The sequence below is a fragment of the Oceanobacillus sp. FSL W7-1304 genome (assembly GCF_037969805.1).
GTDB lineage: Bacteria > Bacillota > Bacilli > Bacillales > Amphibacillaceae > Oceanobacillus > Oceanobacillus profundus.
Map to the genome: position 1 here is coordinate 3,628,122 of NZ_CP150211.1, position 21,017 is coordinate 3,649,138.

18 protein-coding genes, 4 pseudogenes and 1 riboswitch are annotated in these 21,017 nt (G+C 36.6%); of the genes and pseudogenes, 15 read left to right on the forward strand and 7 right to left on the reverse strand.

The window, feature by feature from the left end:
• Window positions 1-47: 47 nt before the first annotated feature.
• From NYE61_RS17960 to NYE61_RS17975, 4 genes are all read left to right on the forward strand, one after another.
• Window positions 48-761 carry a response regulator transcription factor gene (locus NYE61_RS17960; protein ID WP_339316230.1) on the forward strand — a complete coding sequence of 238 codons (714 nt, stop codon included), beginning with the start codon at window positions 48-50 and terminating at the stop codon, window positions 759-761.
• Window positions 762-822: 61 nt separating this feature from the next.
• Window positions 823-2,196, forward strand: a complete 1,374-nt coding sequence (locus NYE61_RS17965) for a HAMP domain-containing sensor histidine kinase (RefSeq protein ID WP_339316232.1) — start codon at window positions 823-825, stop codon at window positions 2,194-2,196.
• A 406-nt stretch (window positions 2,197-2,602) separates the two neighbouring features.
• A complete protein-coding gene (locus NYE61_RS17970; protein ID WP_339316234.1) occupies window positions 2,603-2,779 on the forward strand; it encodes a hypothetical protein in 177 nt (58 codons plus the stop codon).
• Between the two features lie 453 nt (window positions 2,780-3,232).
• Window positions 3,233-4,675, forward strand: a complete 1,443-nt coding sequence (locus NYE61_RS17975) for a M14 family zinc carboxypeptidase (protein ID WP_339317518.1) — start codon at window positions 3,233-3,235, stop codon at window positions 4,673-4,675.
• 105 nt (window positions 4,676-4,780) lie between these two features.
• Here the strand turns inward: NYE61_RS17975 and NYE61_RS17980 are convergent.
• Window positions 4,781-6,228 (reverse strand): annotated as a pseudogene (locus tag NYE61_RS17980) (DEAD/DEAH box helicase).
• A 247-nt stretch (window positions 6,229-6,475) separates the two neighbouring features.
• Between NYE61_RS17980 and NYE61_RS17985 the strand changes: the two are divergent.
• Window positions 6,476-6,649 carry a hypothetical protein gene (locus tag NYE61_RS17985; protein WP_168927303.1) on the forward strand — a complete coding sequence of 58 codons (174 nt, stop codon included), beginning with the start codon at window positions 6,476-6,478 and terminating at the stop codon, window positions 6,647-6,649.
• A 125-nt stretch (window positions 6,650-6,774) separates the two neighbouring features.
• Here NYE61_RS17985 and NYE61_RS17990 read toward each other — a convergent pair.
• A pseudogene (locus NYE61_RS17990) lies at window positions 6,775-6,897 on the reverse strand (hypothetical protein); the annotation flags it as partial.
• Between the two features lies 1 nt (window position 6,898).
• On the opposite strand from NYE61_RS17990, the gene NYE61_RS17995 reads away from it, so the two are divergent.
• The gene (locus NYE61_RS17995; RefSeq protein WP_316246675.1) at window positions 6,899-7,057 is read left to right on the forward strand and encodes an arginase family protein; all 159 of its coding nucleotides are present in this window, start codon (window positions 6,899-6,901) and stop codon (window positions 7,055-7,057) included.
• Between the two features lie 47 nt (window positions 7,058-7,104).
• On the opposite strand, the pseudogene NYE61_RS18000 reads toward NYE61_RS17995, so the two are convergent.
• Window positions 7,105-7,388: pseudogene (locus NYE61_RS18000) on the reverse strand (YeeE/YedE thiosulfate transporter family protein); the annotation flags it as partial.
• 302 nt (window positions 7,389-7,690) lie between these two features.
• Here NYE61_RS18000 and NYE61_RS18005 point away from each other — a divergent pair.
• Window positions 7,691-7,795: a putative holin-like toxin gene (locus NYE61_RS18005; protein ID WP_222863058.1), complete on the forward strand. Its 105-nt coding sequence runs from the start codon at window positions 7,691-7,693 to the stop codon at window positions 7,793-7,795.
• Window positions 7,796-8,186: 391 nt separating this feature from the next.
• Here the strand turns inward: NYE61_RS18005 and NYE61_RS18010 are convergent, their stop codons facing one another.
• Window positions 8,187-8,495 carry a hypothetical protein gene (locus NYE61_RS18010; protein ID WP_339316239.1) on the reverse strand — a complete coding sequence of 103 codons (309 nt, stop codon included), beginning with the start codon at window positions 8,493-8,495 and terminating at the stop codon, window positions 8,187-8,189.
• 496 nt (window positions 8,496-8,991) lie between these two features.
• Here NYE61_RS18010 and NYE61_RS18015 point away from each other — a divergent pair, with 496 nt between their 5' ends.
• From NYE61_RS18015 to NYE61_RS18050, 8 genes are all read left to right on the forward strand, one after another.
• Complete coding sequence (locus tag NYE61_RS18015) at window positions 8,992-9,522, forward strand: PTS transporter subunit EIIC (RefSeq protein ID WP_339316241.1); 531 nt, start codon at window positions 8,992-8,994, stop codon at window positions 9,520-9,522.
• Between the two features lie 309 nt (window positions 9,523-9,831).
• The gene (gucD, locus tag NYE61_RS18020) at window positions 9,832-11,298 is read left to right on the forward strand and encodes an alpha-ketoglutaric semialdehyde dehydrogenase GucD (protein ID WP_339316243.1); all 1,467 of its coding nucleotides are present in this window, start codon (window positions 9,832-9,834) and stop codon (window positions 11,296-11,298) included.
• Window positions 11,299-11,394: 96 nt separating this feature from the next.
• Complete coding sequence (locus NYE61_RS18025) at window positions 11,395-12,339, forward strand: U32 family peptidase (RefSeq protein ID WP_187393191.1); 945 nt, start codon at window positions 11,395-11,397, stop codon at window positions 12,337-12,339.
• A gap of 138 nt (window positions 12,340-12,477) precedes the next feature.
• The gene (locus NYE61_RS18030) at window positions 12,478-13,674 is read left to right on the forward strand and encodes an iron-containing alcohol dehydrogenase (protein ID WP_251660682.1); all 1,197 of its coding nucleotides are present in this window, start codon (window positions 12,478-12,480) and stop codon (window positions 13,672-13,674) included.
• A complete protein-coding gene (locus tag NYE61_RS18035) occupies window positions 13,658-14,713 on the forward strand; it encodes a DctP family TRAP transporter solute-binding subunit (protein WP_303448837.1) in 1,056 nt (351 codons plus the stop codon). Before NYE61_RS18030 ends, NYE61_RS18035 begins: the two co-directional genes overlap by 17 nt.
• A 69-nt stretch (window positions 14,714-14,782) precedes the next feature.
• Window positions 14,783-15,307, forward strand: a complete 525-nt coding sequence (locus tag NYE61_RS18040; RefSeq protein ID WP_303448835.1) for a TRAP transporter small permease — start codon at window positions 14,783-14,785, stop codon at window positions 15,305-15,307.
• 21 nt (window positions 15,308-15,328) lie between these two features.
• Window positions 15,329-16,594, forward strand: a complete 1,266-nt coding sequence (locus tag NYE61_RS18045) for a TRAP transporter large permease (protein ID WP_251660676.1) — start codon at window positions 15,329-15,331, stop codon at window positions 16,592-16,594.
• A 28-nt stretch (window positions 16,595-16,622) separates the two neighbouring features.
• On the forward strand, window positions 16,623-17,402 hold the full coding sequence (locus NYE61_RS18050) for an IclR family transcriptional regulator (protein WP_095308354.1): 780 nt from the start codon (window positions 16,623-16,625) through the stop codon (window positions 17,400-17,402).
• Window positions 17,403-17,466: 64 nt separating this feature from the next.
• Here the strand turns inward: NYE61_RS18050 and NYE61_RS18055 are convergent.
• From NYE61_RS18055 to NYE61_RS18065, 3 genes and pseudogenes are all read right to left on the reverse strand, one after another.
• Window positions 17,467-17,964, reverse strand: a pseudogene (locus NYE61_RS18055) (transposase); the annotation flags it as partial.
• A 487-nt stretch (window positions 17,965-18,451) separates the two neighbouring features.
• Window positions 18,452-19,762, reverse strand: a complete 1,311-nt coding sequence (locus NYE61_RS18060) for an LLM class flavin-dependent oxidoreductase (RefSeq protein WP_303448833.1) — start codon at window positions 19,760-19,762, stop codon at window positions 18,452-18,454.
• A gap of 81 nt (window positions 19,763-19,843) precedes the next feature.
• Entirely contained in the window at window positions 19,844-20,596 is a 753-nt protein-coding gene (locus NYE61_RS18065) for a 3-oxoacyl-ACP reductase (RefSeq protein ID WP_095308357.1), read from the reverse strand.
• Between the two features lie 150 nt (window positions 20,597-20,746).
• A riboswitch (TPP riboswitch) is annotated at window positions 20,747-20,846 on the reverse strand.
• Between the last annotated feature and the right edge of the window lie 171 nt (window positions 20,847-21,017).

Here is a 21,017-nt window from a genome sequence, read left to right on the forward strand (position 1 = left end):
GATAGAATAAATTAGATGATAATAACAAGTATGAAAAGGTGATAAACATGGAAAGACCACGGATTCTCATTGTTGACGATGAACAAGACTTATGCCAATTAATAAAAACAAGCTTAACAAAGGAAGGGTTTTCTGAAATCGAAATAGCAGGCACGATAGAAGAAGGATGGAAAAGATTTCAAGCTTTCCAACCAAACCTAGTAATATTAGATGTTATGCTTCCTGATGGAGAAGGTTATGATTTGTGTAAAAGAATAAGAGAAGTTTCACGTATCCCTATTCTCTTCTTGTCTGCTAAGTCCGATGAAGTGGATAAAATATTAGGTCTGGCAATCGGTGGAGACGATTATATTACGAAGCCTTTTAGTCCAAAGGAGATGGCCTATCGCGTGAAGGCACAACTTAGGCGTGCAGGTGTCTATACGATAGAGGCAACTCCAAAGACAACAGCAGCTAAGGCGACAAACGTCGGTCCTTTTGAAATCAATTCAGATGAAACGGAGGTAAAAAAGGACGGTCAAATACTTGAGTTAACCGCTAAAGAAGTTGGATTAATGGCATCATTTATGCGGAATCCGAACCAAATCCTCAGCAAAGAAACCTTATTTCTAAATGTATGGGGAGAAGACTTTTATGGTGCTGATAATACATTAATGGTGCACATTCGCAGGCTTCGGGAAAAAATTGAAGACAATCCGTCTGATCCTTCCTATATTTTGACGGTAAAGGGACTAGGTTATCGATTCGTGCCACATAATTAAACTTAAGTTATGGATTTGTGCATAAATATAGACTTTCCTTTTTAAGGACAGGTGATAGAAAATGAAATGGAAGCTAACCGCTCGTTATTTAATATCCATTTTAAGCATCGTATTTATTGTCATTATTGTAAACACTATAATCTTATTTGGATTGCTTATTTATCAAGCATCCCAGAATACAGGTGATTCAGAAAACAGTTCTGGTGAAAATTTCACTCGCACATTCAGCCAATACCTAAAATTAGAGGATAATCAACCATATGTGACAGAAGAAGGAGAGACTGCCTTAGAAGGATTTGGTGCCTGGCTGCAAATCTTAGATGACAATGGAAATGTGATTTCGTCCTATCAAACTCCAGATCATGTCGCGACAAATTACACCCCCATGGAGCTTATACACAAATATAAGTATATGGACGATGAATTGCATACGTACTTTATAGGCGAGTATGAAGGGTATAGTTACTTAATTGGTGTGCCAGATTCCAATGAAAAACGTGAAGTATTTATGCTGAATCCAGCCGCAATCATGATGTATGCTTCCCGGTTTTTTGGAGTCATTATCATCGTCGATTTAATTATTGCGGCAGTCATTGGCCTATTGTTCAGTACTATTTTAACAAGACCCATAAATCGCATTATTGAACGAATTAATGCACTAAAGGAACGACAATTCCACACAGAAAAACCAAAACGCCCGGGTATATACAAACCAGTTTTTGCAAATCTAAATAATGTTTCGGCGACATTGCAAGAACAATCAAAAGAACGCAATAAATTAGAAAAAATGCGAAATGATTGGATTCGTAATGTCTCGCATGACATCAAAACTCCACTCGCTTCCATTCGTGGTTATGCAGAACTCTTAAGCGACGACAATGTTTCGTCACATGAACGCCTAAAGTATGCAGAGGTAATCGAGCGAAAGTCTCTTTATATGAAGGAATTACTAGATGACTTCAATCTTACCATGCGACTCAGGAACCAAGAAATGCCGCTTCAAAGACAGAACACAAATATGGAAGGCTTTGTTCGAGAAATGGTCATTGATTTACTAAATGACCCTCAATTTGGCTCGTCGCAAATTCATTTCCATAGTGAAAATAGCGAACTAAGCTGGAAAATAGACCAGCATTTAATGAAACGCGCTTTGCTCAACTTTATGTATAATGCATTCATTCACAATGATGAAAATGTAGAAGTTTTTGTAAATGTTACAGAAGACGCTATTACCATACACGATAATGGAAAAGGTATTTCCCCTGAAGAGCAGACCCAAGTTTTTGACCGCTATTATCGTGGTACAAATACTGTAAATATACGAGGAACCGGCCTTGGAATGGCAATTGCTCGGGATATTATAGTAGCTCATGGAGGGGAAGTTGAGCTTGCGGGCCAAGTTGGAAAAGGGACAACTATCAAGATATCGTTTTAACGTCTTTCCAAGCAACAGTTGTCATGATGTAAGTCCAAAATCTTTCGATAATGAACCAAACAAAAAACCTCCTATATAAAAGTTTCACACTACCATAGGTGTGCTCTCTAATTATATAAGAGGTTTTAACTGGTAAATTGTTTGGAGTGCCTCTCCCCGAATACCTCAAGAGTGATATATAATTAATCCAGTCTTAATTTTCAAATATGTTATTAAATATATATTATGAATCAACTATATAGCCCTAATTCCTATTGTTGGTAATAGGGCATATTTTAATTTGAGGCGGAAAAGTAAATGAAAAAGTATGCATTAATTGTAGAACAACTTGAATTGTTGCATGTGAGGTAAACGGAAAGGAAACGAAACAGACAACAGAAAAACGTGTACATCGTTAGAGCCTAAAATGAATGAAAGAATCAAGTATGCTGTACAAGAGTCGTTCAGAGAAGATAGTTATGATTTGTTGAAACAATTTCTAGGCGGGGTGGATCAGGATTACTTTATTGTCGTCTGCTCAGATCGGAAAATCAGCCGGCAGCCATTAACCTATTCGAGACTCAACCCGCCAATCACTGGCTAAAAGACCTGATAGAAATCTTTCATGTTATTAACGATAGTTATCAGACACAGAAGACTTCGGATGGTTCAATTAAAAAGCCAGCAAAAAGTTAAACCTCCATCGTCTTCTTAGGAGGACATGATAAGAGGAAGAAAATGATTTGTTTTTTGGCGAGACCTAGTCCTTACATAGAGGACCATTAAACCTAATTTATGAATAATTGCTAGTGATAAGGACTCGATTTTAAAAAACGAAGGAGTAGATTAGATTCATTTTTAATTTACTAGAAGGAAATTGCAATAAGTAGAAAGAATAGTTTTAATTATGAAATAAATATATAAAGGAGTAAAGATGAAGGGAGGGATTTTTAGGAAAAATTATAGGGATTCGTGATAAAACTACTATTTCTGTTACTATCGGGAACAACGTGAAAAGGTAAATTGATATTAGGAGGAGGGTATTAAGGTGGCTAATATGAAAAATGACAGTTGGAAGAAATTTATGTTTTTTATAATTGTCTCTCTGATAATGTGGATTCCAGTGAGTGGAATATCTGCTGAATCTGAAAGAGATTGGATGACCAATGAAGAATTTCTTGTAAAACTAAGCGAAATTGTGGAGGCTAGTGATGGAAAAGTTGAGACGGATGTCGCCGGTTATTCCATGCAAGGAAATGAAGTAATGTCTGTACGTGTTGGTACTGGTGATCAAGTGTTACTAATCACTGGTAGCATACATGGCAATGAAAAAAGTGGTGGCGAGGCACTTGTGGAAATACTAGAATACCTTGGGACTAGCGATAGCTCCTTCGCTCAATCTGTTCGTAATGAGATTACTATAGTGGCTATTCCACGATATAATGTTGATGGTCTCGAGATACCGCAAAGACAAAATATCTTTCCGTGGGACGAAGTTGTTTCTGCATACCCACATCTAGAGGGTGCTGCACCAGCTTGGTATTATAATGAGAGAAATGGTGGCTTTGATATTAATCGTGATTTTAATGCTGATTTGAACTATGAAGTTGCAGCGGAAGATTTACCTGGACACACGAATGATTTTGGTTTCTTTATAACGAAGGAATCTCAACTACTGAGAGATCTATACGTGGAGTTGCAAGATGAGTTTAGTCATGTAGAAGCTTATGTTGATCTTCATCACATGGGGACCCCAGTAATGAATAAAACAGGTGAAGACGTTACAATTGCTATAGACTACCCACCTTTGGGGCCAGACGATAGTACAAAATACGATGACTATCCATTATTGGATCAGGATAAATCAAAACGTTATGCGTTAGCTGCAGCTCGTGGAGTAAAGGAATTCTCAGATAAAGAGGAGCCTGGTGTAGCCCAGTATATTGCCTTTCAAGAACGTGATTTTCCTGGACAAGCTAGATCTGCATTTGCTCTTAATGGAACGGCAACTGTTCTTTTCGAAATGCCTGGTCAACAACCCCAATTCGGCTATGATCAAGATCTAGTAGATCGTGTGGAAAACGGGTTATGGGGGATTATTTCTCACATGGCTGATGGTTCTATTGATGACCTGAATGGCGATGATTTTCTTACAGAAATACCTAGGTATTGGACAGACAACATAACTGACATGAGAGATGTTATGGTACGCTTTACGGAAGAGGATCAATTTGAGAATGATAGGGATGCTCGTTTAGTAGATAACCATTTAGCTGCACTAGAAATTTATGAAAATCAAGAGAATAGCGAGAAAATGGTCAAGCATTTGAATGGATTTAAAGTTTTACTTGATAATCAGCGAGAAAACGGACTAATCAAACAAGAAGCGTATAACAGACTCAATAGTGACGCCAATCTTTTACTTGAAAGATGGGAAAATAAACTCTACGATAATGCCAGCCTTTTATTTGAAGGATGGGACAGTAATTTAATAGATTAAGTTAGCGAGAGTACCCATTTATGTAAAGTTATTTTAAACAGGTGCTTACCCCTAACATACTAAGATTAGTATGTTTAGGGGTAAGCACCTGAATGGCCTGCTTTCTTACCTTTTATTCGCTTCATAAACTTTCAACAATTTCCCTTTTATTTTCGTATGCTTCATCGATTTCAACACAAGTGGCCCTTTTCCATTTAATATTTCCACGAAAGATGCCGTATCTTGGATTGTAATGATACCAATATCCTCTACAGCTACACCATCTATTTTTGCAATTGTGCCAACGAAATCAACTGCTCGAAGCTTCTTTTTCTTTCCGCCATTAAAATATAACCTCATGATTTCTTTATTTAGTTGCTCACTTTTAGACTTTTTCAAGGTTGGTCGCTTGTTCATTTTTTCCTTGAAAGCAGACTTGTTATTTGCAACGTCTTCCACTGTCGGTGCATGCTTCACTGGAATGTTAAAACCAACATATCCCTCTATTTCATTCAAAAAGCGATCTTCAAATGGTGTTACCAAGGTAATCGCTTTTCCGCTGGAGCCTGCTCGTGCCGTTCTGCCTGTACGATGGACATAGCTTTCTTTTTCTAATGGAATATCATAATTAATGACATGGGTAATATTCTCAATATCAATTCCTCTTGCAGCTACATCTGTCGCAATTAAATAACGGAATTCTCCTTTTTTAAAATCATTCATGACTGCTAAACGATCGTCTTGTTCCATACCGCCATGGATTTTATCGGCGCTATAGCCTGAATCGGTTAATGCCTCACACAACGTATCGACTCTATCTTTTGTTCGGCAAAAAATGATGCAGCTGTCTGGATTTTCAGCAATCGTTATGTCTTTGAGCAAGGAGAGTTTATTTTGTTCGTGAACATTATAAAGAAAATGTTCGATTTTATCCGTCGTCATTCCAGAAGCTTTTATTTCAATATCAATCGGGTCTTTCATATAATTCTGTGCTAAGCTTTTTACTGCTTCTGGTAGGGTAGCCGAGAATAACAGAGTTACTCTTTTTTTAGGTAACTTATTAATAATCGCTTTTACTTGTTCAATAAATCCCATATTCAACATTTCGTCTGCTTCATCAATAACAAGATAGTGAATCTTCTCGAGGGCAAGTGTACCTCTTTCAATATGATCAAATACACGTCCGGGGGTGCCAACTACTACATGGTTTTTTTGTTTCAATTCGGTCTTTTGAATGGCAATTGGCTGTTCCCATAGATGGCTGTGGCCTTAATTCGTTTCAATCTTCCTATATTGGTCAAGTCGTCCTTCACTTGGACAGCGAGTTCTCTTGTTGGAGTTAAGACAAGAGCCTGTGGCTTATTTTCGAGCCAGTCGACTAGCTCACAGATTGGAATCCCGTAAGAAGCAGTTTTCCCACTACCAGTTTGTGATTTCGCAACGAGATCTTTCTTCTCTAACACAAGTGGAATAACCTTGCTTTGCACCTCTGTTGGCTTTTCGTAACCTAAGCTCTTTAGAGCAGTCATGATGTCTTCGCTTAGTTTATAATCGGTAAAACGTATCTCTGTCATTTGTTAACCTCTTTTATGTTATTTTTTCTTATATTTGTTTTCTTAGTATTGCTTAAAGCCCAGTATATCATGAAATAGGTGGAGGGTTCTCTCGTTTCATATGTGCTTGACACGGGGCCCGTCACTTTCCGTTTCAGGTTGCGTATGAAGTTATTGATTGACAGCATCAAAAGCTTTGGAAAATATAGATAGCTAAATGTAACAAAAATAGATTATAATAAGAGTAAATGAACGGAGGAGACAATACATGTCCAACGAAAAAAAACTTAGTACCAGAGAGATTGTACAACAGCAGCTGGAACGAAAGAAACAAGCGCAAGCAAACAATACAAACACCAAAAACGGCAAAGGCGGAGCAAAGCATATGCAAAGCCAACTCGCGAAGAAACCGAGTATGACTCGCCGTAAAATGGGAAGTTAATAACTGATTTAGAGTACCGTTGAGATAGAAACGGTACTTTTTGCTTTTTTACAGATTCTGGGGTCAGACCGCTATTGCTTTTAGGAATCACTTAGATTTTTATTTTTTTATAAATAAAAAATGACCTACCTATTGGGCAAGTCAAGTTCCCGGTATGCATCCTGATATTTCTCGCCTGAAGCAACCTCAGCATGGTACAAAGCCTTAAGCGCAAAGGTTTTTTTCAAGATCATTTTAAACGATATCCTAGTGGGGATTGCTGATAAAGGGAATGTTATCTGTTTTGATTTTGTGGAAGTTGCCCCTCAATATGATCCAACCGGAGCAACAGCACGAATTGCAGCAATGACTATGTTGAATTTTATGGGACATATTATAAAAAATAAACCGAGGTATGAATATATTTGATTGATAGATATGGAGTCTTTGTATCTCTTTAGAAAAAACCTCGCCCACTATGGATGAGGTTTTTTCGGATTATTCAGCCTAAATAACAGTCTGATAAAAAAGCAACTCCTATGCGATGCATTGCCATGACCATCCATACCCAGCCGTGCAAGCTAAAGGATGCAATACCTTCAAAGTATGTACCCATATTACAGCCAAAGGCAAGGCGTGAGCCATACCCCATTAATAACCCACCGACAATAGCGGCACCTGCAGGACCTGCTTTTAGTTTTTTGGGCTTAAAGTTACCTTGTGCAGCAATGAAGGCACCCAAGATAATTCCAAAGTTCATTTAACAGATTATAAAGAAGAAAAGGCAAAACAAATCCTTCACGAAATTATAAAAGGCGCAAATCAAATTTCCACTGAACTTGGTTATACAGCACGGCAAGGATACAGGATTTCTATGCATTGATGGGAGCAGGTTGAAAGAAGAATGGATAAGTCGTATTTGATGTTAAAAAAATAAGAGAACGAATTCCTTTCAATAGATTCGATAGATATTGTTTAAGAATATTGCTATAAATAGAGTTGTAGCAACCACATAAAGCGGATGGACGGTTGACCATCTTCCATGAGGGGAGGTGGTATAAAATGACGGCATATGAAGCAATCATCATTGCACTGACATCGAGTATAGTTCTAGTAAATGTGCTAGCACTAGTTGTGCAGATCGTCAAAGAAACAAGAAAAAAGTAACCGTCCTTCGCCCGATCAAAGTTTAGGATAGGTTACTTTTTAAAACTTAACCAACTATTCTGGTCAGCCGCTCTTCATGCGGCATGTAGTTGCTTTGGCTGAGTGTTAGTAGCACTCAGTCTATTTTATTCTATATTGCTTCTTAACTTATTATACATGAATACATTACCCATATGCAATAATTCTATAATCGGTTTGTGAAGGTCAATATTATTGTTGAATTTAAGGAAAACATTTAGATTGTTGATTTGATACTCTGTTACTGCGATAACTGTTCTTAGTAAAGCTCAAGATATATTCATGATGAATGACTGAATCCATTAACGCAACTGTAACATAATTAGTTACCTGTCACTCCTCATGCAACGATTTTTATCTTAAAATAATAGCCCTATTGTCCAATCTCCTTTAAAAATTTGTATCCTGTAATAAAACCGCCAATAAAATGTTTTTCAGATTCAAGTACGGTTATTCGGTTAAGCGCTGATTCAAGATTAAAAAATGCATCTTCTTGTTCTTTGGTACTGCATTGCTCTAGGGCATTGTTTAATGAATCGTCCAATTCTGTATATGTATTGTCACTATAGTTTAGATTATCAGTTCTATTTTCATACTTTAAGAGTTCAGTGTAAGCAATCTCTTTTAAAACTTCTATCATACCTTTCTCAAAAGCAATTTCAAGGTGTTTCATTGCTTCCATATCATTCTTATGAGGAGTTTCACTGTATATCCTCACTAAATTATCGAAGGGCACCATGGAAATTCGGGGCATATCACCTTTCTTTTGTTCTTTGAAACTAGTATTTACAAATTGGTTTTATTCTAAACATCGAGATTGGTGAACTGTCTGTTTTAAATTTAGCATATATGAAGTTCCAAGCTTAAAAAGGTCAGAATTATTTTGAGAATAGCCTTTTCTATTTTTTAATCCAGTGACCTTGCTTCTAGGTATTCTTGTGTTGTACTACAACAAAGGTTTTTCATCAACAGATTCCAAGAAGGAGTGAAATAGATGTCTAATACCAAAGCCATGCCATTGAAAAAGGAACGGATATATTAGAAAATAATATCAACCACTTTAGTACCGATAATACAACGATACATGAGTCCAGTCAGCATATTCTTGATGCTGTACAGCAAATGTCGGCTGGAATACAAGAAGAGAATCATCTAGCTTAACGCTTGTAAATGAATCCATGAGTGAATCTTTGGAGGAGGCGAATGAAACGATAACGATCATCCAACAAATTGTTGAGGAACCAGATGAAATGGATGGAAGGGTTCAAGATGGTTCAACTGGCTTACATCACTTTATGTGGCAACCATTTGTATATGTTCCTGCTGCAGTTAATGAGGGACTTCTCACAAACTGGTTTACCAACTTAGGGAACATTGCTGCTTCCTCTGAGTCTATGACGACTCTATTTCCAAGAGCTGGATTTATGATGTATGGGAATACAAAAGTGTTTGGATCACTAGGTATTGCAATTGCTATTATTCTAGCAAGTAAACCAGAAAAACGTAAAAAGACAATTGGACTAATTGTACCTGTTGCATTAACAGCGGTTTTAACTGGTATTACAGAACCACTTGAATTTACTTTCTTATTTATTGCACTATTCCTATTCAGTTCATGCGGTACTTGGCGGGCTTATGGCAGTTATTCATTTTATGAGATTGGTAATAAGGTGGATAGCTTTTCTTTGGGTTACTTAAAAGTCTATTGAATATTTATTAGTTGAGAGGATCTTAAAAACACTTTTTTATTTGATTCTATGCATAGTTTAAATTCTAGAATAAACTAATTAAAAGCCCTACAGTTTAACGAAATGTTGACTGTAAGGCTTTTTTAATTTATTGGTAAACTAAATCTATATAAAGTATTGCAACAATTCATGAAATATGATAGTCTCTAAAACATAAAAGTTTATTATAAAGAATGTAGTTTATTATAATAAACCAAAACTTAAATTACTTAATTAAGCCTTTTGATTCTAAGTAAGAATCTAGGAACAATTCTAAAAGGAGGAAGTAAAATGGAAACGGTTACTACCGAAAGGACATTTAAAAATTTAATCAATAACAAATGGGAAGAATCTTCTTCAAATGAAACATTAAAGAGTATGAATCCATCAAATAAACATGAGGTTGTTGGATATGTTCAAAAATCAGATAAGCAGGATTTAGATATGGCTGTAGAAGCAGCTGTCCAAGCTAGGAAATCTTGGCGAAAGATTGGAAAAGTGGAACGTTCTCAATATTTATATAAAGCTGCAAATATCCTAGAAGGTAGATTAGATGAAATAGCTGAGACGATGGCAAGAGAGATGGGGAAAACTCTTCCTGAGTCGAAAGGAGAAACGGCTCGTGGTGTAGCAATTCTTCGCTATTATGCTAGTGAAGGAATGAGAAAAGATGGAGACATGATTCCTTCGACAGATAAAGATGCGCTATTATATACGAAGCGTGTACCAGTGGGAGTTGTTGGGATTATCACTCCGTGGAATTTTCCGGTTGCAATTCCAATTTGGAAAATTGCACCTGCACTAATATATGGAAACACAGTCGTATTTAAACCTGCTACAGAAGCGGCAGTAACTGCAGCTAAAGTTGTAGAATGCTTGGCGGAAGCTGGTTTACCAGCAGGTGTACTTAACTTTGTGACTGGATCTGGATCAGTTGTTGGACAAAACCTTATTGATCATTCAAAAATTCAAGCAATTACCTTCACTGGTTCGGATACCATTGGAAAAGTAGTTGCGAGATCTGCTTCAGAACGTGGTATTAAGTTCCAACTAGAGATGGGTGGGAAAAACCCAGTTATCGTTACAAAGGATGCTGATCTTAACGTTGCGGTCGAGGCAGTAATAAGTGGGGCATTCCGTTCTACTGGACAAAAGTGTACCGCAACTAGTCGAGTCATTGTAGAAGAAGGCATCTATAATCAATTCGTAGAGAAACTTATTCAAAAGACGGAAGAAATCAAAGTTGGTAACGCACTAGGGGAAGACGTTTGGATGGGACCATGTGCGCATGAACAACAATTTAACACTGTTAAAGAATATCTAGAAATTGGAAGGGAAGAAGGAGCAACTCTACTTGCTGGTGGGGAAGTTCTGACAGATGGAGAATATAGTAATGGATTCTTCGTTACACCAACTATTTTTGGAGATGTTGATGCCGATATGAGAATTGCAAAAGAAGAAATATTTGGACCAGTTATCGCATTATTTAAGGCAACAGATCTAGAAGATGCGATTACTCAAGCAAATGATACTGAATGCGGATTAAGTGCTTCTATTTTTACAACAAATATCGGATCTTTCCTGGAATTTGTAGATGAAATTGAAGCTGGACTTGTTCGAATCAACGCGGAAAGTGCTGGTGTAGAGTTGCAGGCTCCATTTGGTGGAATGAAGGCAACAAGTACTGGTTCTAGAGAACAAGGCGAAGCGGCAAAAGAGTTCTACACAGAAATCAAGACTGTATTTGTTAAAGGTTAAATTTGAGCTTAGTTCTCCGGGGACAGGGGATATTGGTGTCTTCTTTTATCCCCTTATCTCTGGGAAAGACACGTAACCGAATGGAGGAGTGTGATTATGAAACAATCTCAAGAATTACTGGAAAAACTCGGTTACCCTTCTAGTGATTTAAGGAAGCTACCGACATCACCGAAACGTTTTCCAGATGGTGCACAATATAGAATCGAATTACCTAGCACGGAAGGTCCGGTAGCGCTGAGAGAAACCTTAAAAGAGATTGATCGATACGGACTAGAAATTCACCGCATTTCCCAAGGTAGCGGTATTATGTTGTTAACGGATGATGAAATTAAAGAAATGTGTGAGTTAACGGCAGAAAGAGGAATGGAATTAAGTTTATTCGTAGGTCCACGTGGTACTTGGGATATTAGTGCACAACCTTTTACTTCTAGTGGGAAGGCGATGGGGTTACGTCACGAAGGTGTTGACCAACTAATATATGCTATGGAAGATTTAAAAAGAGGAGCTAGCTTAGGGCTCCGCGGAGCATTAGTAGCAGACGAAGGATTATTGCTATTAACGAAGGAAATGAAAAAAGAAGGTCAATTACCGAATAACTTTATCATAAAAGCGTCGGTACAAATTGGTGCAGGTAATCCTGTATCGGTAAAACTCATGCAAGATCTTGGTGCGGATACTTATAATGTTCCAACAGCGCTAACTTTACCTAAACTTGCTGCTATTCGACAATCAATTGATATTCCAATTGATTTATATGTTGAAGTCCCAGATAACTTTGGTGGTTTTCTAAGGTATTATGAAATTCCTGAAATTATTCGTGTGTTGTCCCCATTATATATTAAGTTCGGATTAAGAAACCACCCTGATGTTTACCCATCTGGAAAACAATGGGAAAGTACAAATGTATCTTTAGTAAAAGAAAGAGTGCACCGTGCTGCATTAGGTCTACAAATGATTGAACGCTATTATCCTGAAGCAAAAACATCCAAATTAGGAGCTGAAGGATTAGGAGTAGCGAAGGTTATTCAAACTAAAAGTTAAACTAAGAACCGATTCTCTATTATTCTATAAATAGATAATGGGTCGGTGGAACAAATGAAAGTGCTTACAATTTATTGTGATTGCCTCAAAATGGAGCTTGAGGCATTTTAGAAGATCGTAATCGAGGAGGAATAAAGTTTGTATAATTATACTTATTATATGCCTACAAAGGTTATCTTTGAATTAAATAGTGCAAGTAGAATAGGAGAAATATTAAAGTATGAAAATAAATATTCCGTACTGATTGTTACGGATAAAGGGATTACTACTGCAGGATTATTAAGTTCTTCTCTACAGTCTTTAGAAGAGAATAATATTCATTATGAAATATTTGATGAAGTAGAGCCGAATCCAAAAACATCAACAGTAAGAAAAGGTGCAGAAGTTTTGTCCAATCATTCCTTTGATGCGGTGATTGGGTTCGGTGGAGGAAGTTCCATTGATACGGCGAAGGCACTTGGTGTAATGGCTACGAATAAAGGAGATATCCTTGATTACGAAGGGGTAGGGAAACTTGTAAATGAGCCAATTTACACCGTTGCTATCCCTACCACGTCAGGAACTGGTAGTGAAGTAACAGCTTCTACAGTGATTACGGATGAAAATACATTATTTAAAGCTGCTATCATTAGCGAAAAAATTTTCCCTGATTTAGCAATCTTGGATGCTTCACTTACAATGAAATGTCCTCCATCCATTACAGCTGCGACAGGTATGGATGCTTTAACACATGCCATTGAATCTTATATTTCAAAGGAAAATAATCCAATTAGTGGTTCTGTTGCTCTTCATGCTATTTCTTTAATATCTGTAAATCTATCCAAAGCTTATTTCTACGGTACAGATAGAGAAAGTAGAGAAAATATGTTAGAGGCATCAATGTTGGCAGGCTTAGCATTCTCGCAAACTAGATTGGGGAATGTACATGCTATCTCTCAATCTTTTGGAGGGCTATTCGATATACCACATGGCATCGCAAATGCAACACTATTGCCTTTTATTCTCAAATTTAATGCACCAGCATGTTTGGATCAAATGGTAGATATTGCTATAGCGATGGGGATTGATACTGCTAATGACTCTAAAGAAATTATTGCGGATAAAGTAATTGATACTATTGCGGAATGGAATCACTCATACGATATCCCTAATAATACAAAGGAATTAGGTGTAGATATTTCGCAATTAGATAAACTTGTCAAAGACTCTATGAGAAGTGGAAATGTGTTGGTTAATCCTAGATTAACTACTGCAAAAGATGTAGAAAAAATTATTAAGAATTCTTATGACGGAATCTTAAATGAAAGGGATGTTAAACATGAAAGCTTTGTGTAAGTTATGCGGAATCATCGTATTAGTATTATTGTTAGCTGCTTGTGGAAATGCTTCTAGCGGTGCCTCTGGAGGGGATAATAATAGTGCAGACGGAAATGGTGAAACATTCACCATTCGTGTTGCTCACTCATCTGCTGCAACAGATGACAGGTTAGAAAACTCTTTACAAGAATTTAAAAAAGCAGTTGAAGATCGAAGCGAAGGCAAAATTATTATTGAAACATATCCTAATAGCCAGTTAGGTGGTGAACGGGAGCAACTAGAAGGTGTACAAATGGGATCGATTGAAATGGCAGTTTTGTCTACTGCACCATTCTCTGGATTCTTTGAAAAAATGATGATTCTTGACTTGCCTTATATTTTAGATAGTCAAGAGGTTGCAGATGCTGTTCTAGATGGTCCATTTGGGGATAGTTTGTTTGATTCAATGTTAGAAGAAACAGGGATTAGAGGTCTAGCTTGGGGAGAAAACGGAATTCGCCATATGGCAAACAACTCTCATCCAATCGAAACTCCAGATGATGTTAAAGGATTAAAAATTAGAACACAAGAAAATCCAGCACATATGGATATGATTGAAGCATTTGGTGGTAGTCCGACTCCAATTGCGTTTCCAGAATTATATAGTTCTTTACAACAAGATGTTATTGATGGATATGAAAACCCTTTCTCCCTAATCGAGGGAATGCGTTTCTATGAAGTAACAAAATATATATCTCTAACTTCTCACGTAAATGGAGTGTACGCATTTATTGTAAATGACGCTTATTTCAGCAGTCTGCCAGAAGATATACAAACTATTCTAGTAGAGGAAACGAAGAACTGGAGTGATATTCAACGGCAAATGAACAGAGATCAAGAAGCAGCGGGTATTGACTACATTAAAGAGCAAGGTGTAGAAGTGCTAGAATTAACGGATGAGCAGGTAGAAGAATTCAAGAGATTAGCGGAACCAGTTGTAGATTATTATATCCCTAAAATTGGGGAAGACATATATCAAGAATTACAAGATGCTATTGCTGAAGTAGAGTCAAACTAACAAAAAAATAGAACAATAAAGAAGTTATCCTTTTTTATTGTTCTTACTTTTGCTAAAGGAGTGAATCATGTGAAAAAACTATTAAACCAGACAGATAAAAATTTAACTAAGGTTGAGGAGAATTTGATATTTATTCTATTATTCTCGATGTTAATGGCTGTTTTTGCTAGTTTTATTAGTCGTTACTTTTTTGATGCCCAATTAAGATGGTCTGAAGAATTGTCTCGATATTTAATGATCTGGGCAACGTTTATCGCAGTAAGTTATGGGGTGAAAAAGGGAGCACATATTACGCTAGACGTTTTAGTAGTCTATTTCAATGAGAAAGCTAACAAAGTGTTACGGGCAATAAGTTATATTGTTTCTTCTATTTATTGCCTTATTGTCATTTTTGCGGGTATTCCTTTCGTTAATAATCTAATGCAAACGGGGCAAACCTCTCCTGCAATGCAAATTCCAATGTATACTGTTTATTTCTCCATCGTTGTAGGGTCTATTTTAATGTTAATACGATATATAATTTTGTTTGTTAATGATATTTTCTATGGAAAAACTATTGAAAATACAAATAATTTAGATCAGAAGGTTTCTTAATAATCGAAGGGGGGGAGAGAGATGGCAGCATTGCTATTCTCATCATTAATAGGTCTTTTATTATTAAACGTACCTCTTGCTATCGCTGTGGGGTTAGCGTCCATTTTAGTACTGTACTTGGGGGATTTAGATCTTTTTGTAGCGGTACAAAGAATGATTACAGGATTAGACGTCTTTTCTTTAATGGCTATTCCTTTATTTATGATTGCAGGGAAAATTATGGAGATTGGTGGTATATCAAAACGCTTGGTTGATTTAGCTGCAAGTATTGTCGGGTCCATTACCGGCGGGTTTGCGATTATTGCAGTTATTTCTAGTATGTTCTTTGCAGCCATATCTGGTTCTGCTCCAGCAACAGTAGTTGCGATTGGAAGTATCTTAGTACCTGCTATGATTAAAGAAGGGTATGATAAGAAGTTCTCAATCGCACTAATTGCAGCTAGTGGAACAATTGGTATTATTATACCACCTAGTATCCCTTTTATTACATTTGGAATCTCTGCAAATGCAAGTGTGGGAGACTTATTTATTGCAGGAGTATTACCTGGACTTCTAATGGGATTAACTTTAATTATCTATTGTTTTATCATTTCTAAGAGAAAAGGATATAAGGGTTCAGAAAAAACAAGTATTAAAAAATTCTTTCAGAGTCTTAAAAGTTCTATCCTTGGTTTATTAATGCCACTTATCATACTTGGTGGAATCTATTTAGGTTGGTTCACTCCTACGGAATCAGGTGCTGTTGCATGTATTTATGGTTTAATCGTTTCTTTATTTATCTATCGTACGATGAAAATATCTGAGTTAAAAAGTGTTTTTGTTGAAGCGGGAACATTGTCAGCAATGGTATTATTCATTGTAGCAACAGCAAACCTAATGAGTTGGTTAATTACTGTTGAACAAATTCCATCGAAAATTGCAGGTGCATTGTCATCTGTTACGGAAAGTCCTTTAGTATTCTTATTTATTATAACTCTAGTATTACTAGTTGTCGGGACATTTATGGAAACAAATGCAGCAATCATTTTAATCGTTCCGATTTTACTACCGTTACTAAATACTTATGATATTAATCTTATTCACTTTGGTGTATTAATGATTTTTAACTTGGCTATCGGATTGCTTACCCCACCTTTAGGTGTGAACTTGTTTGTCGCGAAATCATTAGCTAATATCCAGTTTAATCAGCTGATAAAAAGTATTATTCCATTTATTTTACTGATGCTATTAAATTTGGTTATACTTATAATAATACCAGAGATAAGTTTATTACTTCTTTCTGAATAATAGTAAGGTAAGTTAGAGGAGATAAAAAATGAAAGAAAAGTATTGGAGCCCAGCTATAGAGAGAACAGATAAAATTCTAAAATTACTTGCTTTGAATCCAAATAAATACCGGATGATAGATCTATCAAAGAAACTTGATATTAATAAAAGTAGTATGTTTACATTGTTAAATACGCTTGAGAAATTAGGATGGATTCGAAAAAATAATGGTGGTGTATATTCTTTAGGTACTACGATTGCAAATATTGGTGCTTCCTATTTAAGTCAGTTTAATATTTTACAAGCTTATTACGAGGAGGGTGCAATAACACAAAAAGTCATTAATGAGAACTTACAAATGGGTATATTCGATAATGGGTATGTCGTCTACACAGGTAAAATGAGAGGAGATTCCATGCTCCAATTAGTCACGGAGCCAGGTATGAGATTTCCTGCCTATGCATCATCGATTGGAAAAATATTACTTTCCCAATTTAGTTATAAAGAATTAAAAGCGATTTATCCAGATGAACCTTTACCAGCAAAGACTGAAAAAACTATTGAGTCAGTAGATGAGTTATATCAACAACTAACATTGGCTAGAGAGCGTGGATTTGCCGAAGAACATGAGGAATCTGCCGAAGAAATTCATTGTGTCGCTGCTCCAGTGTTTAACCATAAAAACGAAATCATTGCAGGAGTAAGTATTGTCATGACAACAAATCATTGGCAGAAAAAGAAAGACGTGGCGAGAGAAGAAGTTGTTAAGTTAGCAAGAAGACTTTCAGAACGATCTGGACAATCTAATAACTCATTAATGGAGAGATAAACGATCGACGAAAGAGCAAAGCCGGGTCTGTCAAATAAAGTGTGTAAGTCCCAGTTTACTCAAGCTACTTTAACACTCTATCTTTTAGCTCGTTTTGGAGAAGTAGTTGGTTCATAACCATTGCCCAGTTTTGGATATGGCCACCTTCCCATTTGGTTTCAAGTTCTTTTACCCGTGAAAATAATACTTTTAATAGGCGTTCTCGTTGGGGAATGCTCCTTTTTTGGTTGCTTTTCTAAAGCTGGAATGGATACTTTCTACCGCATTGGTTGTGTACATAACTTTACGAATGGAACTTCCATAATCATAAAGTTGCTAGACATGGTGGAAGTTTCTTGTCCATAAATCAATAGCTCCTGGATATGCAGCCCCTTGTTGTTGAAAATATTCAAAAACACTTAGGCAAGCCTTAAGGCATGGTGCACCATAGACTTTCTTTAACGCTTTGGGGATAATCCTTACTAGGAACATATTTGACGGAGTTACGAATCAAATGAACCATGCATCATTGAACGATTACGTCAGGGAAAATTGCTCGTACTCCTTCTTTCAAACCACTCACTACTTGGGACATAATGTGTGATTTACGTAATACATGACTGACCCAACCTCCTATATAATAAAGGAGCACATACGTGCAAATTTATTATATAGGAGTTATTTTGTGTTTCAGTATCCAGAAATTCTAAGGCTTTATTGCAGGGAGTCACACAGAGTGAGGTGGCTTCGAACTGTGGTCATTCAAGGAATACGATTAGAGAAGTTATTCGGTTAGCGAAAGAGAAAAATAGATTAGTGTAACGGTTAAATATCAATTTCTAAAAGGACCGGTCGGGGTTTGCCTGGTTTTTCTTTTTTCTTATTAATGTAATCGGAACTTATATCCTGTTTAAGTTTCCTCACTTGTTAAATCTATAATAGATTTGCTTAACTACTCATTACCGGATTTATTTTCTTTGTATTCATAATTTCAAGTCCAAGATAACAGGTTGTTTAATTTTGACTGTGCTGCTCTATTTCAATGGCAAAATAATAGTGCAGCACTTTCATTATTTGTTTAACCCTAAATGTTCACGGAAGGTATGACTTTCATAATTCTTTCTGAAAATCCCTCTTCTTTGCATTTCAGGAACAATCAGTTCCACAAAGTCTTCTAAACTGCCGGGTAATGTAGGAGGCATTAGATTAAATCCGTCAGCAACACCAGCTTCAAACCAGACCTCCATTTGATCCACAATTTCTTCGGGTGTTCCTATTAGTGTGTGATGTCCACCGCCTGCACTGAGATAACCTAATAATTCTTTTACTGTAGGCTGGGTATCATTGATAATTTCCAGTATTGTTTCGTAACGTCCAACTGGACCAGTAAATTCTTCTACTGGAGGTAATGGAGGGACTGCTTTATCAATTTCCCAATTCGAACAGTCCTGCTGAATAAAGAAACTCAACTGTTTTAAAGCTGTTTCAATAGGTAATTGCTCATCTAAAGCTGCTTTTTTGGCTAAAGCTTCTTCACGTGTATGCCCTACATAAGTTACTAGGCCTGGGAATACTTTAATATGTCTATTGCTGTCTTCGCTTTGTTTAACTTGTTCATCTAATTTTTTATGAAAACTTTTTGCTTGCTTTAAGTTCCACGACACGGAATAGACTGCATCGGCATATTTTGCGGCTAATGCAATGCCTTGTTTAGATGCCCCCGCTTGCATGGATACTGGCTTGCCTTGCGGACTTTTTGGCGTGGTGGATGGGCCATGCACTTTAAAATACGTACCATCGTGATGAAAAGGCTGAATGTTTGATGGGTTTATCAATTTTCTTTCTTCCCGCTGATGCAGAAACGCATTATCATCCCATGAAATAAATAACTTATTCATTAAAGCAGCGAATTCATCTGCCTTTTCATAACGTTTGTCACGAGGAGGCAGCTCTTCCATACTATGATTCAACGCCTCTAAATCAGTCATGGAGGTAACGAGATTCCAGCCAACACGCCCTTTTGTAATATGGTCTAAGCTTAAGAGCTGCCGGGAAGCTGTGAAAGGATTAGAAAAAGTGCTTGAAATTGTTGCAACTAATCCAACATGATTTGTCACTTGGGAAATAGCTGTTAAATTGACTACTGGATCAAACCAAAATGCTGGCATATCACTGGCATGTTTAGCCGGAAATGATTGATTATCAGCAAAAAATACTGCATCAAAATAACCTTTTTCCGCAACCTGTGCTAAAGATTGATAATAAGAAATCTCCCCAATATGTTCAATGCTTGAGTCAGGCATTAACCAAGCAGCTTGATGGTGTCCGCAACCATACAGCAAAACACCTAAATGCAGTTGTCTTTCTTTCGTTTTTGTCATTTATTTACACCTCAACATACATCATTATTAACTGTCTTGTACATTCCGTTTTTGAAGGATCAGCTATCGTATTTTAAGCTATTAGTTCATTGTTAAACCGCCGTCTATTGTGAAATTTTGCCCTGTAATACCGTCAGCATTTTCTGAAGATAAATAAGCGACCATATTGGCTACATCTTGAGGTGTGGTCACTTTCTTCAATGGCGTTGATTGAGCAATTAAATCGAATACTTCTGGTGTTGTAACGGCACTCGCGTTAGTTGTTTTTAATAATCCACCTGAAACTACATTCGCTTTTATGCCATATACACCTAATTCGGCAGCGATATTACGTGTAAAACCGATTAATCCAGCTTTTGCTGTTGTATATTCATGGTAGGGTACAACAGGATTTTGATATAAATTTGTACCAATGCTTATAATACTTCCATTTTGTCGTTCAATAAATTGGGGGATGACGCTTTGAACGACATTAAATGCTGCTTTTAACGTACCATCCAGTTGTTTTTGATAATCTTCCCATGTAAGTTCTGTGAAGGATTTTTGTTTGGTTGGATCAAACTTGAAATCTATTAATGCATTATTGACGACAACATCTATTTGGCCAAAATATTCCGTTGCTTTTTTTATCAATTCATCTACTTCTTTACGATTTGTTACATCAGCCCGAATGGCAATAGCATTCTCTTCACCAATCTCAGAAACGAGCTTCTCAGCAGCTTCTTTGCTTTGATAGTAGTTGATAACCACTTGAAATCCTTGCTGTGCCAATGTCTTTGCAATAGTTGCCCCTAACCCTCTGCTGCTGCCTGTTACTAATACTGTTCTAATCATCCTAACCACTCCTATACTATTAATTTAGCGTGAAACTTACATCATAAAAATGATAGATAAAATAAAAAATACGCAACCTTCCCATAGGAAAGCTGCGTAAAAACAAATAACTACATATTAAGAATAAGGCATAAATGTTCTTTAAGTATGTATTTAGAGTTTACACTTTCCTACGCTAGTTTCAACTAGTTCAGGTTCAAAGGGTTTGAGTAATACTCATCTCAGTTAAATAACACCCCTAGTGCATATAATTAAGTTATATCCATATGTTATAATCTTTAGAAATTTATGTCAAGGGAATAGGGATGGTTAACGTAATTTTATGATTTTTTGCTATAAAAACGTGATTGTTTTTTTATTCAATTTATACTCTTGATCATAATGGATTCATATTTATAATCGATCATTAATTAACAGAGTT

What these genes read in the sequence shown, in the direction of transcription:
- NYE61_RS17960 (WP_339316230.1), top strand. Translation starts at nt 48, where the DNA reads ATGGAAAGACCACGGATTCTCATTGTTGACGATGAACAAGACTTATGC.
- NYE61_RS17965 (WP_339316232.1), top strand. Translation starts at nt 823, where the DNA reads ATGAAATGGAAGCTAACCGCTCGTTATTTAATATCCATTTTAAGCATC.
- NYE61_RS17970 (WP_339316234.1), top strand. Translation starts at nt 2,603, where the DNA reads ATGAATGAAAGAATCAAGTATGCTGTACAAGAGTCGTTCAGAGAAGAT.
- NYE61_RS17975 (WP_339317518.1), top strand. Translation starts at nt 3,233, where the DNA reads ATGAAAAATGACAGTTGGAAGAAATTTATGTTTTTTATAATTGTCTCT.
- NYE61_RS17985 (WP_168927303.1), top strand. Translation starts at nt 6,476, where the DNA reads ATGTCCAACGAAAAAAAACTTAGTACCAGAGAGATTGTACAACAGCAG.
- NYE61_RS18005 (WP_222863058.1), top strand. Translation starts at nt 7,691, where the DNA reads ATGACGGCATATGAAGCAATCATCATTGCACTGACATCGAGTATAGTT.
- NYE61_RS18010 (WP_339316239.1), bottom strand. Translation starts at nt 8,495, where the DNA reads ATGGAAGCAATGAAACACCTTGAAATTGCTTTTGAGAAAGGTATGATA.
- NYE61_RS18015 (WP_339316241.1), top strand. Translation starts at nt 8,992, where the DNA reads ATGAGTGAATCTTTGGAGGAGGCGAATGAAACGATAACGATCATCCAA.
- gucD (WP_339316243.1), top strand. Translation starts at nt 9,832, where the DNA reads ATGGAAACGGTTACTACCGAAAGGACATTTAAAAATTTAATCAATAAC.
- NYE61_RS18025 (WP_187393191.1), top strand. Translation starts at nt 11,395, where the DNA reads ATGAAACAATCTCAAGAATTACTGGAAAAACTCGGTTACCCTTCTAGT.
- NYE61_RS18035 (WP_303448837.1), top strand. Translation starts at nt 13,658, where the DNA reads ATGAAAGCTTTGTGTAAGTTATGCGGAATCATCGTATTAGTATTATTG.
- NYE61_RS18045 (WP_251660676.1), top strand. Translation starts at nt 15,329, where the DNA reads ATGGCAGCATTGCTATTCTCATCATTAATAGGTCTTTTATTATTAAAC.
- NYE61_RS18050 (WP_095308354.1), top strand. Translation starts at nt 16,623, where the DNA reads ATGAAAGAAAAGTATTGGAGCCCAGCTATAGAGAGAACAGATAAAATT.
- NYE61_RS18060 (WP_303448833.1), bottom strand. Translation starts at nt 19,762, where the DNA reads ATGACAAAAACGAAAGAAAGACAACTGCATTTAGGTGTTTTGCTGTAT.
- NYE61_RS18065 (WP_095308357.1), bottom strand. Translation starts at nt 20,596, where the DNA reads ATGATTAGAACAGTATTAGTAACAGGCAGCAGCAGAGGGTTAGGGGCA.